We start from the raw sequence: 19,079 nt of genomic DNA on the forward strand, positions 1-19,079 counted from the left end.
CAAATCCTTCCTACCGGGACAGCGGCTCAGATCGTCTCAGTCTGGAGCGCAATGCTGTTCGAACAAAATGATGGATAGGGGCAGCCCACCGGACGTCGTGCGCTGCCAGCACTCATTTGGCTGCGTCCGATGCACCACCGGGCTTGCGGGCGCCGAGCTGGGAAACGAGCTCGGAGAGGTCAGCCTTGTTCTGCAGGATGTCCTCGAGCAGCCTTTCCAGTTCCTCTGACCGGTCCGCCTTGCTCATCAGGTCGCGCAGTTCGTTGCGGGCATCGAGCAGGGCTTTCAGCGCGGGGACCTGATTGACGATAGAGCCAGGGTCGAAATCGTCCATGCTTTCGAACTTCAGCGAAACCGGAAGCTCGGTCCCGTCCTTCTTCAGCGTGTTTTCGACCGAGAGCGTCAGGCCTGGTGTCATCCGGCGCATCACATCGTCGAAATTGTCCCGGTCGATCTGGACGAACTTTCGCTCGCCGAACGGCTTAAGGGGTTGCGTCGGCGTTCCCGAGAAGTCGCCGAGCACACCGACGACGAAGGGCAGTTCCTTGACCACCATCGCACCTTCGGTTTCGACTTCGTATTTGATGTGGACGCGGGGCTTGCGGACCCTTTCCAGTTTCTCATGCACGCTTGCCATCGGTGTTCTCCTTCCTGCCATAGGCAGATCACGATTTCAGTCTGTTACAGAATGCTGTCGGGCTTGGCCCGTTTGTCGGTCTTGCCCTCAACCTCCGGATTTGTCTGTTGATGGATTGATCCCGGCTGCAGTCAGAACTGCATTGCGGGAGCTCTGTTCGGGCAGAAGCTCGGCGAGGAGTTCGGAAAAATCCATCCGGCCCCGGCGTACCAGCGTCTCGATCGAGAGAGCGATCGGCGAATGGGGTTCCGTGCGGCGGAAGTATCGTGCGACGACGGCCAGGATCTCGAAGGCCTGCTCGCGCGAGCGGATCGCCTCCGCCGTCAGTGGCCGCGCCGCAGCCGTTTCCCCCGGAGGCTGCTCGGCTGCCGACACCCGCATTTCTGCGACGACAGGGGGAGCCAGCGGCTCCGCATCGGAAGCTTCGATACCCGCGAGCGCGCGAATGGCAGCAGCCACCTCCTGCAGCGCGTTGCGCGTGTTCGAACTAGGGGGCGCCTGGTTGCCGCACCGTTCATCCAGTATTTGGACAAGTCGATCATAGGCCTGGATGCATTCGATCACCGAGTTCAAATGGCTTTTCATCGCTTCGACGCCGGCGTCAGCGGCAGCCTGCTGTAATTCATCGCGCCGCTGCGACTGGCCATTGCGCTGTCCGAGCTGAAAGTCCCAAAGCGAGTACTGCCCAAATTTCCCGTCCGCCACCAACGATGTTAGCCGGATCGCCTGGATGATGGTGCCTTCACCGCCAATACCGTTAAGTCCGGCCAGCGGCGCAAATCGCTCTTCCAAGTCGTCGTCGCCAATCGAATGAATAGTGTCGAAGTAGTTGTCTAAAAGCGACGCAGTTGCTGCGTAAACATCTTTTAGACCTTCGAAACCTTTAATCCTCAATTGAGCTTCCGCAAGCCAGGCTAATACTTCTATGTCCTTGGTATTCGAAGAAAGTAGTTGCAATCCAAGATTGTTGACATCCTGCCAGGCAGGGGCCACGCCAATAGTCTCGCCGGGATCTAGACCTCGTTCGGCAGTTCTCGCAGCGTTTCTGGCATCCTTTATACTATAGTATATTCCACGCACAGAAGGATTTATCCGGACGTTTTCTCCGCACGGATTGTATTGATCAAGTGGATCTGCAATTTTAGGCACATTCAAGCGAAAAATACTCCCCCAATCGTTCAAGATATTCTTAACTTTGTCGTAATCTATGCCAATTCTTCATAATTGGTGCACAATTTTGCTTTGTCAACCTCCGTTGAACTGCGACACTTTTGTGACGACTTTAGGAATTGACAAATTTCAAGATAAAGGTTTTTTTGATCTAGACAAGGCTGGGTTGCCTCCCTAGTTGTCGATTTGTATTTCGAAAGACCACAGAACTTCCTCAAAAAGGCAGGGCTTGCTGGATGTCGAATATCGATATCAGTCGTCTGATCAGAACTTTCGATCAGAACCTACGTGTCGGTCTTGAGACAGGTGCGTCGCTTGCGGCGCGTCACCAGCACCCGGTGGTGGAGGTTTCCCACTGGCTTCGCACCCTGTTGGACGTGCCTGAATATTCAGCCCTTCTTGAAGATCTTGGCGTCTCGAGCGAAGCCCTGCGCGGCGAGCTCGATGCCGCGATTGCAGATATTGCCCGCGAGGAGCAGGCCTCTCTGGCCCTCTCCCAAAATCTGCTGGCGCTGGCGCGAGAAGCGTGGCTGACGGCATCTCTCCAATACGGTCGAAGCTCAGTCCTTTTCCTGGATTTGCTTGCCGCTCTCAGTATCGAACCCGGATTGCGGGTTGTTGTACGCGGGATTGCTCCGTCTTTACGTCGTCTCGACAGGGCAAAGCTCGATCGCCTTCTTGAGGAGGCCGCTCATCCCCCGTCGGGTGCTTCGAAGCCGATGCTGTCGACCCCCTCCGCGTCTTCCGCCGGCAATGAATTCCTGCGGCTCTATACACGCGACATGACTACAGAGGCCCGCGAAGGCCGGATCGATCCCGTCATCGGCCGCGACAGCGAATTGCGCCAAGTTGTCGACATCCTGATGCGTAGGCGGCAAAACAATCCTATTCTGGTGGGCGAAGCCGGTGTCGGCAAGACTGCCGTGGCCGAGGCTTTCGCTTTGGAAATCGTGGCGGGCAACGTCCCCGAGCGACTGAAGGATGTGAAACTCCTGTTGCTTGATCTCAGCCTCCTGCAGGCCGGGGCGGGCGTGAAAGGGGAATTCGAGCGGCGTCTCCACGGCGTGGTCGATGACGTGAAATCGTCGTCGGCTCCAATCATCCTGTTTATCGACGAAGCGCACGGTCTCATCGGCGCTGGAGGTCAAGCAGGGCAGGGAGATGCCGCAAACATATTGAAGCCGGCCCTGGCGCGCGGTGAACTCAGAACGATCGCGGCGACCACCTGGAGCGAATACAAGCGGTATATCGAGAAAGATGCAGCCTTGACCCGTCGCTTCCAGATGGTTCAGGTGATGGAGCCGGACGAGCAGACCGCCATCCGTATGCTACGCGGCGTCGCTGAGAACCTCAAGAAGCACCACCATGTCCGTATTCGCGATGAGGCGATCGTCGCAGCCGTGCGCCTTTCCGCACGCTACATGCCGTCGCGGCAACTGCCGGACAAGGCCATCAGCCTGATCGATACGGCCGCCGCCGCCGTCGCGCTCTCGCGGCAGACAGTGCCCGAAGCGCTGCGGCAGCTCACCAGCGAGCGCGACCTCCTGGGCAAGGAAGCGGACTGGCTGCGCAACGAGCCGCAGACGGACGAAACGACGGCGCGGATTGCAGAGATAGAGAAAACGACGGTGTCGATAGCCGCCGAAATCGAGACGGTCCAGGCGAAGCTTGACGAGGAGATGCGTCTGGCGCGGGAAGCCGACAGGCTTGAATCGGTGTTCAGCGCAGACGACAGCGTCTCGCAAATGAACGCGGCGGAACCTTCGGCCAGCGGTGCAAACATCGCGTCTTTTCCCCATCAACCGCTCACGACTGATGGAGCCAGGGCAGCGCTTACGGCGGCCGAACAAAGCCTTTCGGTTGTCGCTGGCGAAACGCCGCTCGTGCCCCGGGTCGTCAACAGGGATGTCGTGGCTGCTGTCGTCGCGCGGTGGACGGGCATACCGGTCGGCAAGCTTCTGTCGGATCAGGCCGGGACGATCAGATCGCTCGACGCCAAGTTGAAGGAGCGGGTGCTGGGCCAGGATGCGGCCATCGACCGGATAGCCGCTGCTATGCGCGCCGCCCGCGCTGGTTTATCCGATCCCCGCCGTCCGCCGGCCGTGTTCCTGCTGGTTGGCATGTCCGGCACAGGCAAGACCGAGACCGCACTGACGCTGGCCGACATGCTCTATGGCGGGCCGCAGCATCTGACCACAATCAACATGTCGGAGTTCAAGGAAGAGCACAAGATTTCCATGCTTCTCGGCTCGCCGCCCGGCTATGTCGGCTATGGCGAAGGCGGCGTGCTGACGGAAGCAGTGCGTCGGCGGCCCTATGGAGTGCTGCTGCTTGACGAGATCGACAAGGCGCACCAGGGCGTCCAGGAAATTTTCTACCAGGTTTTCGACAAGGGTGTCCTTCGCGACGGCGAAGGCCGCGACATCGATTTCAAGAACACCACGATTTTCATGACCGCCAACACAGGCTCGGAATTGCTCGCCACGCTGGCGACGGACCCGGACACGATGCCGGAAGGCGAGGCGCTCGAGGCTTTGCTCCTGCCGGAGCTGCAAAAGCATTTCAAGCCCGCCTTCCTCGGTCGCACCACCATCCTGCCGTTCATGCCACTTCAGGCAGAGACCCTGGCCGGCATCGTTGACATCCAGATCGAGCGCATCCGGCAGAGGATACGCCTCGCTTACGGTACGTCGCTCGAGCTTTCCAAGGAGGCGCGAGACCGTCTGGTCGGTCGTGCCAAGTCGAGCGAGATGGGCGCGCGAGCCATAGAGATCATGATTGCCCGCGACCTCATGCCGGTGTTGTCGACCTTCTTCCTCGACATCGTATCGGCGGGTAGCAAGGTCGCTGCCATCACTATCGAGTATGGGGCGAACGGCTTCGGCATCACCGCCGGCCCTGGCGCCCAAACTGAATTCGTCCCGCCGGAGGATAACCGGGAGGCGGATATAACTCCCCGAACTGCCAAGCGCGCTCGGGGAACAGCAAGACGAGAGGCCAAAACGCCTAATACGAAATAGGCAAAACCGATTTCATAGGAGAGTTATGCATGCCGATTTATCTGCAGATCGATGGCATTCAGGGTGATGCGACACATGAGCAGCATCGTAAATGGATGGACATCGAAGCCATCCACTGGAATGTTTCCCGCAACATGAACACGTCCGCTGGTTCTGCAGCGAACCGTGAAGCCTCCGAGCCGACCATTTCGGAAGTCATCCTGACCAAGGTCAGCGACTCCTCCTCCACCAAGCTGTTCCAGGAAGCCTGCTCCGGCCGCACCGGCAAGCGGACCGTCATCCACCTCGTGACGACAGGCAATCCTGGCGAGACTTATATCGAATACAATCTCACCAATACGCTGATCGCCAGCTACTCCATCGATTCCAACGGTGACCGGCCAATCGAGACGATCAAGCTGAACTTCACCAAGTTGGAGGTGAAGTACACGCCGTTCGACGAGAACCAGACGCCGCAGTCACCGATGATCGCATCCTACGATCTCGCCACGACGAAAGCCGCGTAAATCTCCGCCTGCTGTTCGGCGCCGGATATATCCGGCGCCGACGGCCCCTGAACGCACCCGATTTTGGCTTGGAGGAGATTGCCGATGAGCAACCCTGACATCGATAAGGTGGCATTGACGGACTACAATCTGATCGTCGAGGAAGTCTTCGACGAAAGCGTATTCGGCATGATTGCGCCGAGCACGAAGATCGGCGGGATCAAAGTCATCGGAACCAGCCATCTCCAGGTCATACGGCGGGTATTCACCATCACCACCGGGGAAGACGTCTATTTCAAGGGTCGCAGGATCCAGGGGACGCCCGGCGCAAGCGAATGGTTATCCGAGCTGATAGAGGCGGGAAAGCAGATCACCACGCGACCGAACGGCAAGGTCGGTGTTCTCAACCGCTACTTCGGCAAAAAGAACATATTCACCGCCAAGGCCCTCGAACACTACCGCAAGTCCGTCACCCTGCCTTTCATGCGTATTCTGGGCGAAGATCCCGCGCCGACGAGGCTTCTCTACGGCAATCCGGCAGTGACGTTCTTGCAGAAAAAGGACGAGCGTCCGATGGCCGCAGCCTATTTCAACGTGCGAACCAACCGTCTGGACCTGCTCCACTATTTTGAACGGCACACGCTTGTCGACAATTTCGTGCGGAATTTCTCGCAAGCCTCGCTTGCTGCAACCGGCTGAGGATCGGCAGCATGAGAACCACCTCGACCGATAACCAATGGCCCTTCCGAGCGTTGCTCCCGAACCCGGCTCACAAAATGGTGCGCGCCGCGAGGGTCGTGAAGCCATGACGGCACTGGCGAATGCCCGCGTAGCGCCCGGCTCCAACGACGAGCAGCAGGATGGCCTGCGGCTCGCCTTGTCGGCGGTCCAGCTGGCGGCGGTGCTGGAGAACGAGACGCTGGAGCCGCAAGGCACCATCGGCAACCGCATTATCGGCGGTCTTCGATTGCTGGGATGTGGAACGGAGCTCATTGGCGCCGGCGCGCTCTTGGCGGCTCCGGAACCGACGATGGTCACCAAGGCGGGCGGCCTTGCGCTCGGTGCGCACGGCCTGGACCAATGCGTTACCGGCGGTCGGCAGATTTGGAGTGGGCGCAACCTGAGTTCGCTCTCCGAACAGGGCGTTACGTCGCTGGCGAAATCCCTCGGCGCCAGCCCTGAGACGGCGGACAATATTTCGCTGGCCGTTGAAATTCTGGTGCCGCTTGCCGGATCGGCCATGGCGGGTGCGGTGCGCGTCGGCGCAGTCCGCGCCGGCCGGATCTCGCTGATGCGCCAGGAGGCGGAGGAAGGTGCGTCTGTCGGCGGACACACCATCGCTCGCCATGTGGGCTGGACCGACCATGAACTGATCGAGCGGATGAGCGAAATGGCAAGCCGCGGGCGCGCACCCAAGTCCATCTCCACCTACACCGACCTCGTGACTGCCGAACGCGCCGTGACGCGCACGCTGCAATCCAACCGAGCGCGGATCATTGCCTGGTCCCGGGATGCCGGCATGGGAAATGTCCTGAAGCTCGAGATGGATCTCGGACGAGACGTCGGGCGCGGCATCCTAAAATCTACCCAGCAGATAAAGCCCATGACCCGTGTGCAGGTGCGGCTGATGCGCGAAACCTATGCCGGTCGGGCCTATTTCGTTCTCACGTCTTTTCCCATTCCATGATGCAGGAGAAGAGCGAAATGAACGCTGAACGAACTTTTCCGGGACTAACCGAGATGATGGGCAGCTGCTTTCATCAGGACATGGATCTCGAGGCCGAGACCATTCCCGAAGCCGTGGCACTTTATGCACGCGGCCTGTCGGCTGCTGAAGGAAGCATGCTCCGAGCAGAAATCGACAGGTTCCGGCAGAGACATGCCGACGATCTCGACGATGCCTTCCTGCAAGCCTTCGGCGACGATCTCGATCCGCGCGACGCAGGCTTCAGCACTGGCGATTTCCTCCTGATGGTCGAAGCACTCGTCCAGGAACCCGGCACTTTCCGTCAGTTTCTGGAGGAGGATCTGCGGACCGACTTCCCGCAGCTCCGCTACTTAGCGCGTGCCTGTCTCCATCTACCGACCCGCAGCCACGAGGCGCGCAGGCTAGGACTTGCCGGCGCAGACAGCATGCCACATGCCCTGTCCATCCATCTGAGCGCTTTACCCGCAGAACACAGGCAGGCGCTCCTGGGCGAGTTGCAGCAATTCGAAGCCCTCTACGGCGACCGCGCCACCGAGGTCTTTGGCAAGCGCTGGTTCGATCTGGAGGCCGGCGTGTTTGCAGACTTTCACCGGTTTCAGCAGGCCGCCGAGCGCATCGCCGCTAACCCCGAAGATTATCGCAGCTTCGTCGCCGCGTGAACGAGAGACGTTAGCCCATGGACGACATGTCATCCCCCGCCGATTTCATCCAGGCAAACCGCATCCTAAAAATCGTCTCGCCGCTCGGCGTGGACCAGCTTCTGCCGGAGCGGGCGGTCATCCACGAAGGCATTTCGTCTCTATTCGAGATCCGGATCTCGGCGCGTTCCAAGAAGGAGCAGGTGAAGCCGGAGGATCTGATCGGCCGGTTGATGGATGTGTCCGTCGAGGTCGAGCAGGGAGACGGCGAGGAAGGCAGTGCCGTCAGGCGTCCCTTCAACGGTCTCGTCACCGAGCTCAACGAGGGGCCGCCGATCACCCGAGGCTTGCGCGCCTATTCGATGGTGCTGCGGCCGCAGATGTGGCTTCTGTCGCAACGCTCTGATTGTCGCATCTGGATGGACAAGACGTCAGTCGACATCGTCGAGACGCTGTTTGCCGAACACGGCATTCCCGCCCCCGATACCTCAGGCATCGTCACACCGCCGCCGCCACAGCACTACTCGGTCCAGTTCAACGAGACCGATCTCGCCTATCTCACCCGCCGCTTCGAGGAAGACGGGCTATTTTACTGGTTCTCCCACGAGGACGGAAAGCACAAGCTGCACGTGGCCGACAGCGCCTCCGGCTGGCTTGGCCCGTCGCCGTCCGCCAGGGGCGAGACGAAGGTGCGCCTCGCGCAGGGCTCGTCCGACCGCAACCACATCAACGACTGGGCAAGGCGCTTTTCCTATGTGCCCGGTCAGCGGGCCGGCGCCGACTGGAATTTTGAGACGCCGCGCATGGTGCCGGGCACGATGACGCCGTCGTTGGTGCAGATGCCGGAGGCGGTCAAACGCGAGCTTTACGAATACCCGGCCCGGATCTCGACCGTCGCCGAGGCCGAGCGGGCCGAAAAACTGCGTATGCAGTCCTCGGAGGCGGACCACGACCGCGTATTCGGCGCCTCCACCTCGCGCATCCTGGAGGCCGGCCGGCGCTTCACCCCTTACGAGGTCGCCCATCCCGACCATGCCTACGAAGAACATGTGATCATCCGGGCCGTCTACGAGATCGTCGACCGCTCCTACGAGACCAACGCCAACGAGCCCGAATATGCCAACCGCTTCGAAGCCATCCCGTCACGCGTGCCGATGACCCCCCACCGCGAGACCAGACGTCCGCGCATCGAGGGCGCCCAGGTGGCGATCGTCGCCGGCCCGCAAGGCGAAGAAATCCATCCGGACCAGTACGGCCGCATCAAGGTGTGGTTCCCCTGGGACCGCAGGGCCAAGAAGGACGGCTCCGACACCTGCTGGGTGCGCGTCGCACAATCCTGGGCCGGCTCCACCTGGGGCGGCCAAATCATCCCCCGCATCGGGATGGAAGTAATGGTCGCCTTCGTCGATGGCGATCCGGACCGGCCGCTGGTAACGGGGGTGGTGCCGAACCCGGCGAATGGGGTGCCGTATGATTTACCGGCGAACAAGACGAAGAGCACATTCCGTACCCAAACGCATAAGGGCACAGGCTTCAACGAACTGTCTTTCGAGGACGAGGCTGGCAAGGAACAGGTCTTCCTGCGCGCCCAGAAGGATCTCGACAACCACGTCCTCAACGATACCCGCGAACGTGTCGAACACGATCGCCACCAGCATGTGGGCAATGACAAAACCAGTTTTACAGGCGGTGACCACGAGGAGGTGGTCGCCGGAAATGTCTCGATTGCTGTCGGTCAGACCAAGCTCACCGAATATCTCTTGTCGCGCACGCTCAATGTGTTTGGGCACTTTTCCGATTTCATGGAGAAGCTAAGAATTCCCGACCCGTTCAATTTTGCAAAGGGCAACTTCCAGCTCTTCGTCGAGAAGAACAAGTCGGAGATCGTCCTAGCTGGTTCTTCTGAAGTGGTAGGCGTCGCGAAATCGACGGTCGTCGGCAATCTTCACCAGACGACGGTCGGCAAGAAGATGAGTGTGATCGTCAGGGGCCGGTCCGACGAGGATGTCGGGCGTATCAAGAATATCAATGTCGGAGAGCAGTTTACCATCCGCGTCGGCGAAAACGTGATGATCTCGATGTCGAAGGAGGGCGATGTCGTCATCCAGGCAAAGCGCATCATCATGAAAGCCGATACGATCCAAGAGAATTGATCGTCATGGCGGATGAACAAAGGCGAGATGACGTGGCCAGCGGCAGGGTTCCTCAGGACGCGTGGCGCGTCCCGATGCTTCCACCCGTGCAGCAGCGCGATGCCGTTCGGGAAGAATGGCTGAGAAGGCTGCACTGGAAAGACATCGATGCCGCAACCGTTGGCGACGGCGATCTCGCCAGCCTTTGGTCAACTCAACCTCGCACGACGACCGGTCCGGCATCCTGGTCGCCGATCGCCCCGACACCGCAGGGCGAACTCGGGCCGCTGCTCGGCAAGACGACTGTCACCGAGGGGTCAACCGTTCTGCTTTCACAGCAAGGACAGGCGGATCATTCGCTGCTGACCAATGCCAACGAGGCGAAGAAGACGGCTGAGGAAGGCGAAAAAAGACCGCCGAACCAGACGATCCAGAGTCAGAAGCCCGGCGGTGCGACCCCGCCGGCTGCAGACGAAAAAAGCCCCTGGAAGTTCGGTGCCAGCACGGAGCTGAAAACTGAACTCAATCAGCCAAGCGTGAAATTCGGCGGCAAGAGCGGCCGCACGCTCGGGCAAGCGGCCGGCGAATCGCTCAGCCAGAGCGCCAAGAAATTCGAGACCAAGTACCCCAAGCTCGACGATATCGGCGTCAGCGGAGAGTACTCAGCCTGGGATGCAAACAGCGAGTACAAGAAGATCGAGGGAAAGGCAGGCCCGGCGGATGGCAATCTTCGGGTCTTTTACGGTGAAACGAAAGGCAGCGCGAAGGGCACAGTTTCTAAGGGAGGCGCAAAGGGCGAACTGAGTGCCGGAGCGGAAGCTGGGATGCTGAAAGCCGAGGGCAACCTAGGCGATAAAAAGAGCCTGCTTGCCGGCAAGGCCGAAGGCAAAGTCGCTTCAGCGGATGCCAAAGCCAAGCTTTCCGGCGAAATCAAGTTCAAGGAAGTCGAGGCGACGGCTTCGGGCTCTCTAGGCGCCTCGGCGGTTCTGCTGGAGGGCGAAGTGGGTGGCGAAGTCCGCATCACGCCGCGCCGCGTCTGGAATGGCGTTGTCGTCAGCGGCGTCAATACGGCCGCGGGCTGGTTCGGCTATGGCAAACAGCTGGAAAACATTGATGGCTGGGATTGGGGGATCATGCTTGGCGGATCGGTCGGCGGAACCGTCGGCTTGTCGGCCGAGGCCGAGGCATCCGGGGGCATATCGAAGAAGGATCGGAAAGCCGGGGTGGAAGCCGGGGTCAAGTTGGCTCCGGGACTTGGCGGATCGATCAAAGGAAAGGCTGGACTAGTATGGTAGCGATCGGCAGACACCTTTTAACGGGATGCCTCATCACCCTTGTTGCAGTGCTATCGTTTCTTCCGCAAGCAGATGCTGAACAGGTAGCACCAACACAACAACATGGAAGGACAAAGACGTTGACTGATCAGGAGGCCAAAGAGCTTGGCTATGCAAGGGTATCGCTGGACCTGGGCCGGAATATCAAGCTTTCCTTCCTCGCCAAAGCCAAGTCCCTCACGACGCCGCTGGCCAAGGCCGAAGCGATCGAAGCACCCGGCCGCGCGGTACTGGCGAAAGTGTTCGTGCCGGACGATCGCGACCAGTTCGAATTGACTGTCTCGGCCTTCAGGCCGGGCTTGGCCGCGGAAGCGCCGGCCGTCAGCGAGCAGTTGCTGATGGAGCAGGGCTATGGCATTAGCGGCGCAAGCCATGCCTCGTTGATCTTGGCGGATGCCGAAGGGCAGACTTTGGATAAAAGCAAGGTGGAGAAAGTTGCCCGCTCGCTGTGCCAAGTCCGACAGGACATTGTTATTTGCCTCTTTATGCAGGGCGATACTGAGTATCATACGGAATTCGCTGAACAGACGAACATGCTGATGCAATCCATCCGCTATGACGACGCCGCAGAGGAAGGTTTTTCGTCCGATCAGATCGAACGGTTGACTCTAGCCCTCGGCGACAAGAACCCACTTCAGTTGGAATACCCATCGGCTTTTTCAGTCGCATCAAACGCATTCGACGGGGGGCTGCCGGGAACACTGCAACTGCAGCAGGGCAGTGCCGACAATCCGCTGTCGGTCATCATGATTGCCGCTTCGGCCGGCGCGGCTCCGCCGAGCGCTGAAGCGATTGACTCGGTTGCCGACCGGATGGTCGGACAGTGGCTCGAAGAGAATGCCGAGCTTTTCGCCAATCCGGTTCTTGCGACGAAAGGTGATCTGGCAGGCTTGGGCAGCGGGGACCAGGGACGCTCCTACGCCTATATCGTCGACAAGCTGAAAGGCGGGGGACAGGCACAGATCCGTGTCAGCCTTTTTGCATCCGGCGGCATCCGCTATTCCGTGCTGATGGTGACCCATTACTCGCCACACGTCGATGAGACGGAGCAATTCTTCGTCCGGCTCGGCGGCGTGACGGGTTACGATCTCGTGATGCAGTCAATCCTGAGCCATTTGTACTGAACATACTTTAACTCGACGGTTAGGATATCAAGCCATGAACGAGATACCCGACAGGATGAAGTTCGCTTTGCGTCAGACACTCGGTGATGGCGATGCCTGGACGAAGCTGATGGCGCTGGCGGCGATGATCGAGATCGATCAGGCGACGGGGGCGATGACGATCAGGAACGGCAAATCGTCGCTGACATTGCGGCCGGATGGCCGGGTGACCGTGCAGGGCGTCAACATTGCCCAGACAGCCGAACGCAACATCAGTCTCGAAGCAGCCACGATCGATCTGAACTGAGGCTGCGCTCATGTGGGAGATTGACAACCGTACGCCATTTGCGGCGCTAGGTTACTTCGTGCGCGACAAGGGCGGCCTGGAGCACTGGGTGGTCGCCGTGCGAGCCCGGTTTGCCATGGCCGAAAACGGTTTAAGCCGGATTTCCGATAACCAGGGCGATATTCGCTTAGCCCCGGAATATAGCGACGACCGGGCGGAAGAACTTGTGAGCGAGTCGGATTTCTCTCCGTTTCGACCGCGTGTGGACTTCCTGCTGGATGGCCGGATTACCGCGCCGGATGAACGATCGGCCAACAAGGTCCATGTCGGGTTTGAGATCGCCGGCCACTCCAAGCGTGCAGTGGCATTCGGGGCCAGACGGCTCCGAATGCATGGCGGCGCACTGAAGCTCGACGGCTATGAAACGTTCAGTTCCTGCCGTCTGAGCTGGCGCCACAGCTTGGGCGGTCCTGACCTGCTAGATCCAGACGGGCCAGCGCATTCTGCAAACCCGATCGGCAAAGGCTGGACTGCGAAATGGCCAAGACTTGCCTCCGGGTCCGAGATCGAAATGCCGCGGATCGAGAATCCGGAAAGTCCGATCGGCGAGGGCTCCCTTCCCGATCCTGTCGGCTTCGGCCCGCTTCAGCCCGCCTGGATGCCGCGTGCCGGCCACGCAGGCACCTATGACGATGACTGGCGGAAGTATGAAGCACCTCTACTGCCGGCCGATTTTTCTGCCGATTTCTTCCAGGCCGCGCCCGAGGACCAGATCTTCGATCTCAAAGGCGGGGAGACGGGCCGTGTGTTCGGCCTTCACCCCGATGGAGACTACGGGTTCCGCCTGCCGCAGATCATCATAGAGAGCACGACCTGGATAGGACATGAAAGGATCGATGTACGCCCGAAGCTGATCTCCGTTGCGGTGAACGGCACGGAGAAGACGCTCGAAATGCTTTGGAACGCTGCAATCCCCTGCGAGGCGGGCGACATGGCCGTTTCGAAATCTCGCCTCCATGTCAAGCAGATGGCGGGGGTGCTTTCATGACGGCCACCGCCGGGATCATCGCCATCGGGATCAACTGCCCGCTCGGTCAGGGTCTGGATGTGGCCGGTCGAGCCTACAAAGCGCGTCAGCGCAATTTCTTGAAGTCGTCCAAGGGGCCTGTCGGGCCGGACGGAAATCCGATCGTCCTCTCCTGCGTTATGCCGTTCGACGGGATACGGAACTACGAACTGCGGCTTCAAAGGTTGTTTGCCGGAGCCGTTGCGGACCTCGCCGTCGATTCCACCGGTGTTGGCCCAGTGTCACTCCGGCTCGTGCTTCCGGCATGGCTGGTCCCGCACAAACTGAGTGGCCTATTGCGGGACTGGATCCGCGAGACCTATTCCTCGCTGTTTCAGGACATCGAGTTTCTGGCGGATGGCGACACGGTCGCACTCTACGAAGTCGCGAAAGCATGGAAGCAGATTGGATCCGGGGATGCCCAGAGCTTCGTCGTCGGCGCATTGGACAGCCATATGGATGCCGAATTGCTGGACCTTTTGACCATGAGCGGCCGCCTGTATCACCGGGCAAATCCGCATGGGCTGATACCGGGGGAGGCGGCCGTGTTGTTCCTGGTGGGAAGAACGGGATCGCATAATATCGGCTCTGCGCTGGGGACGATCAAAGCCGCCTTTACCGGCTACGAGAAAGAAAGCCTTTCCTCGCCGAAAGGCATTATCGGCCGAGGCATGGCGAAACCGCTACGGCGAGCCTTCGAAACTTATGTGCCCGACCGGTTCCTGGCCGATCTCAACGGTGAACGCTGGCGGTCGGAAGATATCGGCTTTGCCTTGTCCGGCGCACGCGTTTCGGATGCGCTCTTGGCGGATTTCGAAACACCGATCGGCCAGACCGGCGATTGCGGAGCGGCAAACAGCCTAATCACGGCAGCCATTGCACTGGCCCCGGCATTCGAGGAAGAACCACCAGGAGACGCAGCTGATACCACAATCCGAACCGTATCGATCGTCTCGACTGCCCTGTGGCAGGGGCCGCGGTTGGTCGCGGTCCTAGAGTCCTTCAACCGGCAAGGAGAGGCGGTATGAGAGAGACGGTTTCGATCAACGGGCTCACCCTTTGCCACAAAAATTCCGACGGATGGGTGCGCTCCACCCTGCCAGACGTATGCAAAAGCCCCGACAAGCCGGTACCCTATACGAATGTGGCTTATTCGCGCGATCTCGCCAAAGGCACAGTGACCGTCTTTTCCCACGGCGGAGCGATGAACGGAGTCAAAGGTTCGGAATTCTATCGCTCCTTTGGCGACGAACCGGGGGTGGGTGGCGGAGTGATCTCCGGCGTAAACCTGCACCGCGCCACGTTCCTGTCATGGTCGCCGAACGTCTTCATGGAAGGCCGCAACGTCACGCGTCTGACGGACCGTATGCTGCTGAACAAGGGTAACACGATCTCGGCGGGCGGGTATTTCACGGGTAGCCTGACCGGAACGGATAAAGCCACTGCTGATCTCCTTTGCAGCCTGGCATGCAATTGCAAGGGTGAAAAGCAGGTCTGTGTCGATGCTGCTATCAAGGCGATGCCTAAGACGCCGGACAACGGTTTGTATTCCGAGGTCACGTTTCAACGCGACGGAACCATGTATCGACAGCCGAATGGCGCCCCCATGACGCGCATGGGAGTGCCGGGGTCACGGCTGGATGTGATAAAGATGGCAGTAGGCCAGCCGGCTGAATTCATTGAGATGAAGTTTGCGGGAGATCGGTGGCGTTCGGGCCAGGAGAGCCGATACCAAGCGATCTCCCGAGCCCACGGGAAAAAACTTCAGGAAATCATTGTCGAACGAGACTGCCAGTGCACCGGCGATAAAGAGAGACAAACCCAACCCGTTACCGCACCACAGGAAGAGGGCCTGACTACCGGTCAGAAGATTGGCCTCGGCGTTGGCGGCGCACTGGCGGCGATCGGTATTGTTGCCTGTGCCGTCGCAGAACCATGTGGGGCTGCGGCACTCGGTGTTCTCGGCACCGGCGGTGCGGCGGCCTTGGCAACAGCGCCTTGAGAGATGAAACGATGAATGAGAAACATTTGACACCCGCTCATGCAAAAGAACTCGATGAAGTCGCGCTGCTCAACAACGGCTTCGTTGTCGCAAGAGTGGGATTTGCTTTCGAACTCTACCTTTCGAATGGCCAGGCAGTAGAGACGCGTCTGGCGCTTTGCAAAATCTTGCGGGAATACCATGCCTTGTTTTCCGAGCAGCTGTCCCACTATCTCAAGGTCGATGCGAACCGGTTGACTAAAATCGATGGTGACGCCTATCTGGATTACTATGAAGAAAAGGCGAGCACGCTGTCGCCGGATGAGCCGATGGACGCGATGGTGTTCGGCTATCCTGACAAGAAGATTATCGATGAACCCCAGGCTCTAACCATTTCCTTCACGGCCAGCGGACCGGAGCCTCTGTTCCCCCATGGAAACTCGAGCATATGCGTCTACTTTCCGTGCTCCTTCATCGTTCAAAAAGGATACGAATATTTTCGGGATCTCGTTGGCCGCTGGTGCTCTATAGTCGATGCGGTTCACGGCAGTGCTGGCTTTAGTGTTTTGTTCGAGCATGGCGCCTTTTCCGGGAGCTCTGGAGGCGTGGCCACCATTCCCGCGCTGAAACGATTTCCAGGCCTGGATTTCTCTGACCCCAACATATTTCAGGTGGAGGCTGCGCGGAGCGATGGTCTTTTCATCAAATCGATCAACTGGCTTACCATTCTGTGCGATCAAATCGTCGAGAGACTTGGCGGGAAGCAAGCGCTGGAAAAGGAGCTGGGAAGCTCATGCCCGGTGTTCGACTTCAAGGGCGGTGTGATCATTCAGGCTGGCGATGAGCCACAGCTGGGAGATAACAATCGTGGCATCGTCCTCGACGACTATCGTCGCGTTTCAAGAGCGCTGAAACCGGTTCGGTTCGAAGAGTACAAGCTCGCGTTGATTGTCCTGCCGGAGCCATATGACGATCTGGAAGAGACGTTGAGCTGGATTAGACGGTTCGATTGATCGCACTTCCCCCGCCCGACGTATGAGAAGGCCCCGACAAGCCGGTACCCTCCTCGAATGTGGCCTATTCGCGCGATCTTGCCAAAGGCACTTGACCGTGTTCTCCCACAGCGGAGAGATAAACGGGGTTGACGGTGCCCAAATCCGTAACTCCTTCGGCGACGAGCCGGTAATGGGCTGCTGAGTCGTCTCTGGCGTCACCCGCATCGCGCCTGCGATCTCCGGCGTAGGCGGAAACGCGCCGGCTCCGGTAACTGCTGCTTCACCGGCGAAGGAGCCGGCCTCGCTAGTGAGTGATCCCATGCGCTGGGCCCAAGAAAATCCGTGGAAGACTGGGGGCTTGGTGGTCGCTGGTGTTGTGACGGGTGGCGCGGTCTACTATGGCGGGGCAGCCCTTGCTGCTTCTCGGTGGCGGAGCGCTTTTAACGGCTGCCGCTCAGTGAATCTCAGTTCAAATCGAATAGTGTCAATGAGGCGAAGCAATAATGATAGACGAAAGCGCGCTTACAGCGGATGCCGGCGACTGGAGTTTTCTAGACACCGTCGGCATCGCATCCGATCGTGGCATTCCCATGCTGCGGTTCGGGCACTACATCGATTTCGCGTTGCAAAAGGCAAACAGCCTCGAAATGCGCGAGGCCATGGCAGATGTCATGCTCGAGTACAAACAGATATTCAATGACAAGCTGACACACTACATTCCTCATAACGGACGCGGGCTAAGTACGTTGAGGGGCGTCGATTACGACAGCTATATCAGGGATCGCGTACGAGAAACAGACGATGTGAAGAATGATGACGGTTTCGAGGCTACATTGTTCGGGTACCCCCACGGCGGTGATCTCGACGATCCTACAATTTATTACGCTGAAGCTATCGAAGAAACCGAGACACGCGAGTTTTCAAGCATCAGTATTTACATGCCCGCCAGCTGGCCAGAGGCGGTTGGGTACGAACGCTATCGATCGCTCATTGGCAGCTGGTGTGAAAAGCTCAAACCTGCCTACGGCACGGCCGGTCTTTCGATCCTGTTTAACGAAGGACGGCAAGGGCTTTCCGACCGCCTACTTGCGTTTCCGATTGCAAAACGGTTTTCCGGTCTTGACGTGCCGGAACATTCTCGCTGGTACGTGCGCATGAACCGTCTGCGAAAACGGGCTATACGAACCATCAACTGGTTAACGTTTATCGACAACGGTTTGGTCAGCGAACTTGGCGGACAACCCAAGCTTGCAGAAGACTTGGGGGCTTCATGTCCCATTTACCCTTATCGCGGCGGCATCGTTGTTCAGGCGGGTGACAGACCCGAACTGGGCGATGTGAATAGGGGGATGATACCGGAGGCGTATCAACGCGTTTCCCGAGTAATGCAGTCCATCCGCTTTGACGATCACCAGCGTCCGTTGATAGATGCGCCGCAGCCTCTAGATGCCCTAGAGGAGACGATCAAGTGGGTCAGACGGTTCGATTGACGGGTGCAGATATGAAGTCCAAAAATGACCTTTTTCGTAAGTCATGGACAAAATGCATTTCACGTCTGAGATTCGCCTATCATCGACTGCTTCGACGGCATGGTCATCAGTTGGTCGATTGGAACGCAACCCGATGCAGGGCTGGTCAACACCATGCTGGATGCCGCCATTGTGACCGTGACCGAAGTGGAAGAGCGGCCAATCGTTCATTCCGATCGCGGAGCTCATTATCGCTGGCCAGGCTGGCTAACCCGGATCAGCGAAGCGAAACTGGTTCGCTCGATGTCCAGAAAGGGTTGCTCGCAAGACAATGCCGCGTGCGAAGGCTTCTTCGGCCGGTTGAAAACCGAACTCTTCTATCCCCGGGACTGGAAGGCCATGACCATCGAACAGTTCGTCGGCGAGGTGGATGCCTATATCTGCTGGTACAATGAGAAGCGCATCAAGATATCGCTGGGCTCACTCAGCCCGGTCGAATATCGTAAAAGTCTCGGCCTGATATTATAAAACAGTCCAACTTTTTATCCGCACCCCCATGGGGTCAACTTTCCGCGCCGATTGACACCCATCGCGCCATTTGGCGTATCAAAAACCGCCGAGGCTCTAATCGCAGCCGGATGAAACTTCAGTGGCAGGTCAGAAGACGGAAGGTGGACATACCGACTCGACGATGGGGGGAACCAGCTTAGAGGAGGACCTAAGGGAACGAGGATGCCCGACTATACCGATCACGATAATAATAGTTTCGGTGAGAATAAATTGCCAAAGGATCGTTACCACGGGGATCAAAATGAGGTTTACGATGACCTTGCCCCCAAGTTTTATCCAGTTTTGAGTTCGCTCCAGCGGTTTTTGGTTTCTGTTGTTGGGTCGGTAGCGGCGGGTTGCGGTGCGGAGCCATTTCGGCTGCGCAGCACCGCATCACGTCGCGGGTTGAGTGTCCGAGCGAATTCGGCCGGTGTCAGCCAGCCAAGGCCTGAATGCGGGCGTTGATCGTTGTAATCGCTACGCCAGTTTGAAAGTGCAGACCGGGC

At 58.9% G+C, this 19,079-nt stretch carries 17 protein-coding genes and 1 pseudogene; 15 read left to right on the forward strand and 3 right to left on the reverse strand.

From position 1 onward, the window contains the following. Positions 1-112: 112 nt before the first annotated feature. Both tssB and tssA read right to left on the reverse strand, forming a co-directional pair. Positions 113-637 (reverse strand): type VI secretion system contractile sheath small subunit, encoded by a 525-nt coding sequence (gene tssB / locus VH564_RS23280; RefSeq protein WP_423342230.1) that lies wholly within the window; start codon positions 635-637, stop codon positions 113-115. A gap of 87 nt (positions 638-724) precedes the next feature. Next, on the reverse strand, positions 725-1,777 hold the full coding sequence (gene tssA, locus VH564_RS23285; RefSeq protein ID WP_423342248.1) for a type VI secretion system protein TssA: 1,053 nt from the start codon (positions 1,775-1,777) through the stop codon (positions 725-727). 266 nt (positions 1,778-2,043) lie between these two features. Between tssA and tssH the strand changes: the two genes are divergently transcribed. From tssH to VH564_RS23360, 15 genes and pseudogenes are all read left to right on the forward strand, one after another. Next, on the forward strand, positions 2,044-4,827 hold the full coding sequence (tssH, locus tag VH564_RS23290; protein ID WP_423342231.1) for a type VI secretion system ATPase TssH: 2,784 nt from the start codon (positions 2,044-2,046) through the stop codon (positions 4,825-4,827). Positions 4,828-4,856: 29 nt separating this feature from the next. Beyond that, positions 4,857-5,333, forward strand: a complete 477-nt coding sequence (locus VH564_RS23295; protein ID WP_423342232.1) for an Hcp family type VI secretion system effector — start codon at positions 4,857-4,859, stop codon at positions 5,331-5,333. 84 nt (positions 5,334-5,417) lie between these two features. Next, a complete protein-coding gene (locus tag VH564_RS23300; protein WP_423342233.1) occupies positions 5,418-6,011 on the forward strand; it encodes a hypothetical protein in 594 nt (197 codons plus the stop codon). A gap of 37 nt (positions 6,012-6,048) precedes the next feature. Next, on the forward strand, positions 6,049-6,999 hold the full coding sequence (locus VH564_RS23305) for an RNase A-like domain-containing protein (RefSeq protein WP_423342234.1): 951 nt from the start codon (positions 6,049-6,051) through the stop codon (positions 6,997-6,999). Beyond that, positions 6,999-7,679 carry a contact-dependent growth inhibition system immunity protein gene (locus tag VH564_RS23310; protein ID WP_423342235.1) on the forward strand — a complete coding sequence of 227 codons (681 nt, stop codon included), beginning with the start codon at positions 6,999-7,001 and terminating at the stop codon, positions 7,677-7,679. Before VH564_RS23305 ends, VH564_RS23310 begins: the two co-directional genes overlap by 1 nt. A gap of 17 nt (positions 7,680-7,696) precedes the next feature. Then, positions 7,697-9,811: a type VI secretion system tip protein TssI/VgrG gene (gene tssI, locus VH564_RS23315; protein WP_423342236.1), complete on the forward strand. Its 2,115-nt coding sequence runs from the start codon at positions 7,697-7,699 to the stop codon at positions 9,809-9,811. A 5-nt stretch (positions 9,812-9,816) separates the two neighbouring features. Further along, on the forward strand, positions 9,817-11,085 hold the full coding sequence (locus VH564_RS23320) for a hypothetical protein (RefSeq protein WP_423342237.1): 1,269 nt from the start codon (positions 9,817-9,819) through the stop codon (positions 11,083-11,085). Positions 11,086-11,204: 119 nt separating this feature from the next. Further along, on the forward strand, positions 11,205-12,248 hold the full coding sequence (locus VH564_RS23325; protein WP_423342238.1) for a hypothetical protein: 1,044 nt from the start codon (positions 11,205-11,207) through the stop codon (positions 12,246-12,248). Between the two features lie 34 nt (positions 12,249-12,282). After that, complete coding sequence (locus VH564_RS23330) at positions 12,283-12,534, forward strand: hypothetical protein (protein WP_423342239.1); 252 nt, start codon at positions 12,283-12,285, stop codon at positions 12,532-12,534. A gap of 58 nt (positions 12,535-12,592) precedes the next feature. Then, complete coding sequence (locus VH564_RS23335; protein WP_423342240.1) at positions 12,593-13,561, forward strand: DUF2169 family type VI secretion system accessory protein; 969 nt, start codon at positions 12,593-12,595, stop codon at positions 13,559-13,561. Continuing rightward, entirely contained in the window at positions 13,558-14,607 is a 1,050-nt protein-coding gene (locus VH564_RS23340) for a hypothetical protein (protein ID WP_423342241.1), read from the forward strand. The genes VH564_RS23335 and VH564_RS23340 overlap by 4 nt, the downstream gene beginning before the upstream one ends. After that, positions 14,604-15,581, forward strand: coding sequence for a PAAR-like domain-containing protein (locus tag VH564_RS23345; protein WP_423342242.1), 978 nt, complete (start codon positions 14,604-14,606; stop codon positions 15,579-15,581). Before VH564_RS23340 ends, VH564_RS23345 begins: the two co-directional genes overlap by 4 nt. A gap of 11 nt (positions 15,582-15,592) precedes the next feature. After that, positions 15,593-16,573 (forward strand): type VI immunity family protein, encoded by a 981-nt coding sequence (locus VH564_RS23350; protein ID WP_423342243.1) that lies wholly within the window; start codon positions 15,593-15,595, stop codon positions 16,571-16,573. A 485-nt stretch (positions 16,574-17,058) separates the two neighbouring features. Next, positions 17,059-18,045, forward strand: a complete 987-nt coding sequence (locus VH564_RS23355; RefSeq protein ID WP_423342244.1) for a type VI immunity family protein — start codon at positions 17,059-17,061, stop codon at positions 18,043-18,045. Positions 18,046-18,117: 72 nt separating this feature from the next. Further along, positions 18,118-18,552, forward strand: a pseudogene (locus VH564_RS23360) (IS3 family transposase); the annotation flags it as partial. Between the two features lie 314 nt (positions 18,553-18,866). Here VH564_RS23360 and VH564_RS23365 read toward each other — a convergent pair. Continuing rightward, positions 18,867-19,079 (reverse strand): integrase core domain-containing protein (locus tag VH564_RS23365; RefSeq protein ID WP_423342245.1); only part of this gene is annotated, 213 nt, incomplete at its 5' end.

This window comes from Rhizobium sp. HT1-10 (assembly GCF_049472505.1).
Lineage (GTDB): Bacteria > Pseudomonadota > Alphaproteobacteria > Rhizobiales > Rhizobiaceae > Rhizobium.

Coding starts and splice junctions, on each gene's coding strand:
- tssB (WP_423342230.1), bottom strand. CDS start 637: ATGGCAAGCGTGCATGAGAAACTGGAAAGGGTCCGCAAGCCCCGCGTC.
- VH564_RS23295 (WP_423342232.1), top strand. CDS start 4,857: ATGCCGATTTATCTGCAGATCGATGGCATTCAGGGTGATGCGACACAT.
- tssH (WP_423342231.1), top strand. CDS start 2,044: ATGTCGAATATCGATATCAGTCGTCTGATCAGAACTTTCGATCAGAAC.
- VH564_RS23300 (WP_423342233.1), top strand. CDS start 5,418: ATGAGCAACCCTGACATCGATAAGGTGGCATTGACGGACTACAATCTG.
- VH564_RS23355 (WP_423342244.1), top strand. CDS start 17,059: ATGATAGACGAAAGCGCGCTTACAGCGGATGCCGGCGACTGGAGTTTT.
- tssI (WP_423342236.1), top strand. CDS start 7,697: ATGGACGACATGTCATCCCCCGCCGATTTCATCCAGGCAAACCGCATC.
- VH564_RS23345 (WP_423342242.1), top strand. CDS start 14,604: ATGAGAGAGACGGTTTCGATCAACGGGCTCACCCTTTGCCACAAAAAT.
- VH564_RS23305 (WP_423342234.1), top strand. CDS start 6,049: ATGGCCCTTCCGAGCGTTGCTCCCGAACCCGGCTCACAAAATGGTGCG.
- VH564_RS23310 (WP_423342235.1), top strand. CDS start 6,999: ATGCAGGAGAAGAGCGAAATGAACGCTGAACGAACTTTTCCGGGACTA.
- VH564_RS23340 (WP_423342241.1), top strand. CDS start 13,558: ATGACGGCCACCGCCGGGATCATCGCCATCGGGATCAACTGCCCGCTC.
- VH564_RS23320 (WP_423342237.1), top strand. CDS start 9,817: ATGGCGGATGAACAAAGGCGAGATGACGTGGCCAGCGGCAGGGTTCCT.
- VH564_RS23330 (WP_423342239.1), top strand. CDS start 12,283: ATGAACGAGATACCCGACAGGATGAAGTTCGCTTTGCGTCAGACACTC.
- VH564_RS23350 (WP_423342243.1), top strand. CDS start 15,593: ATGAATGAGAAACATTTGACACCCGCTCATGCAAAAGAACTCGATGAA.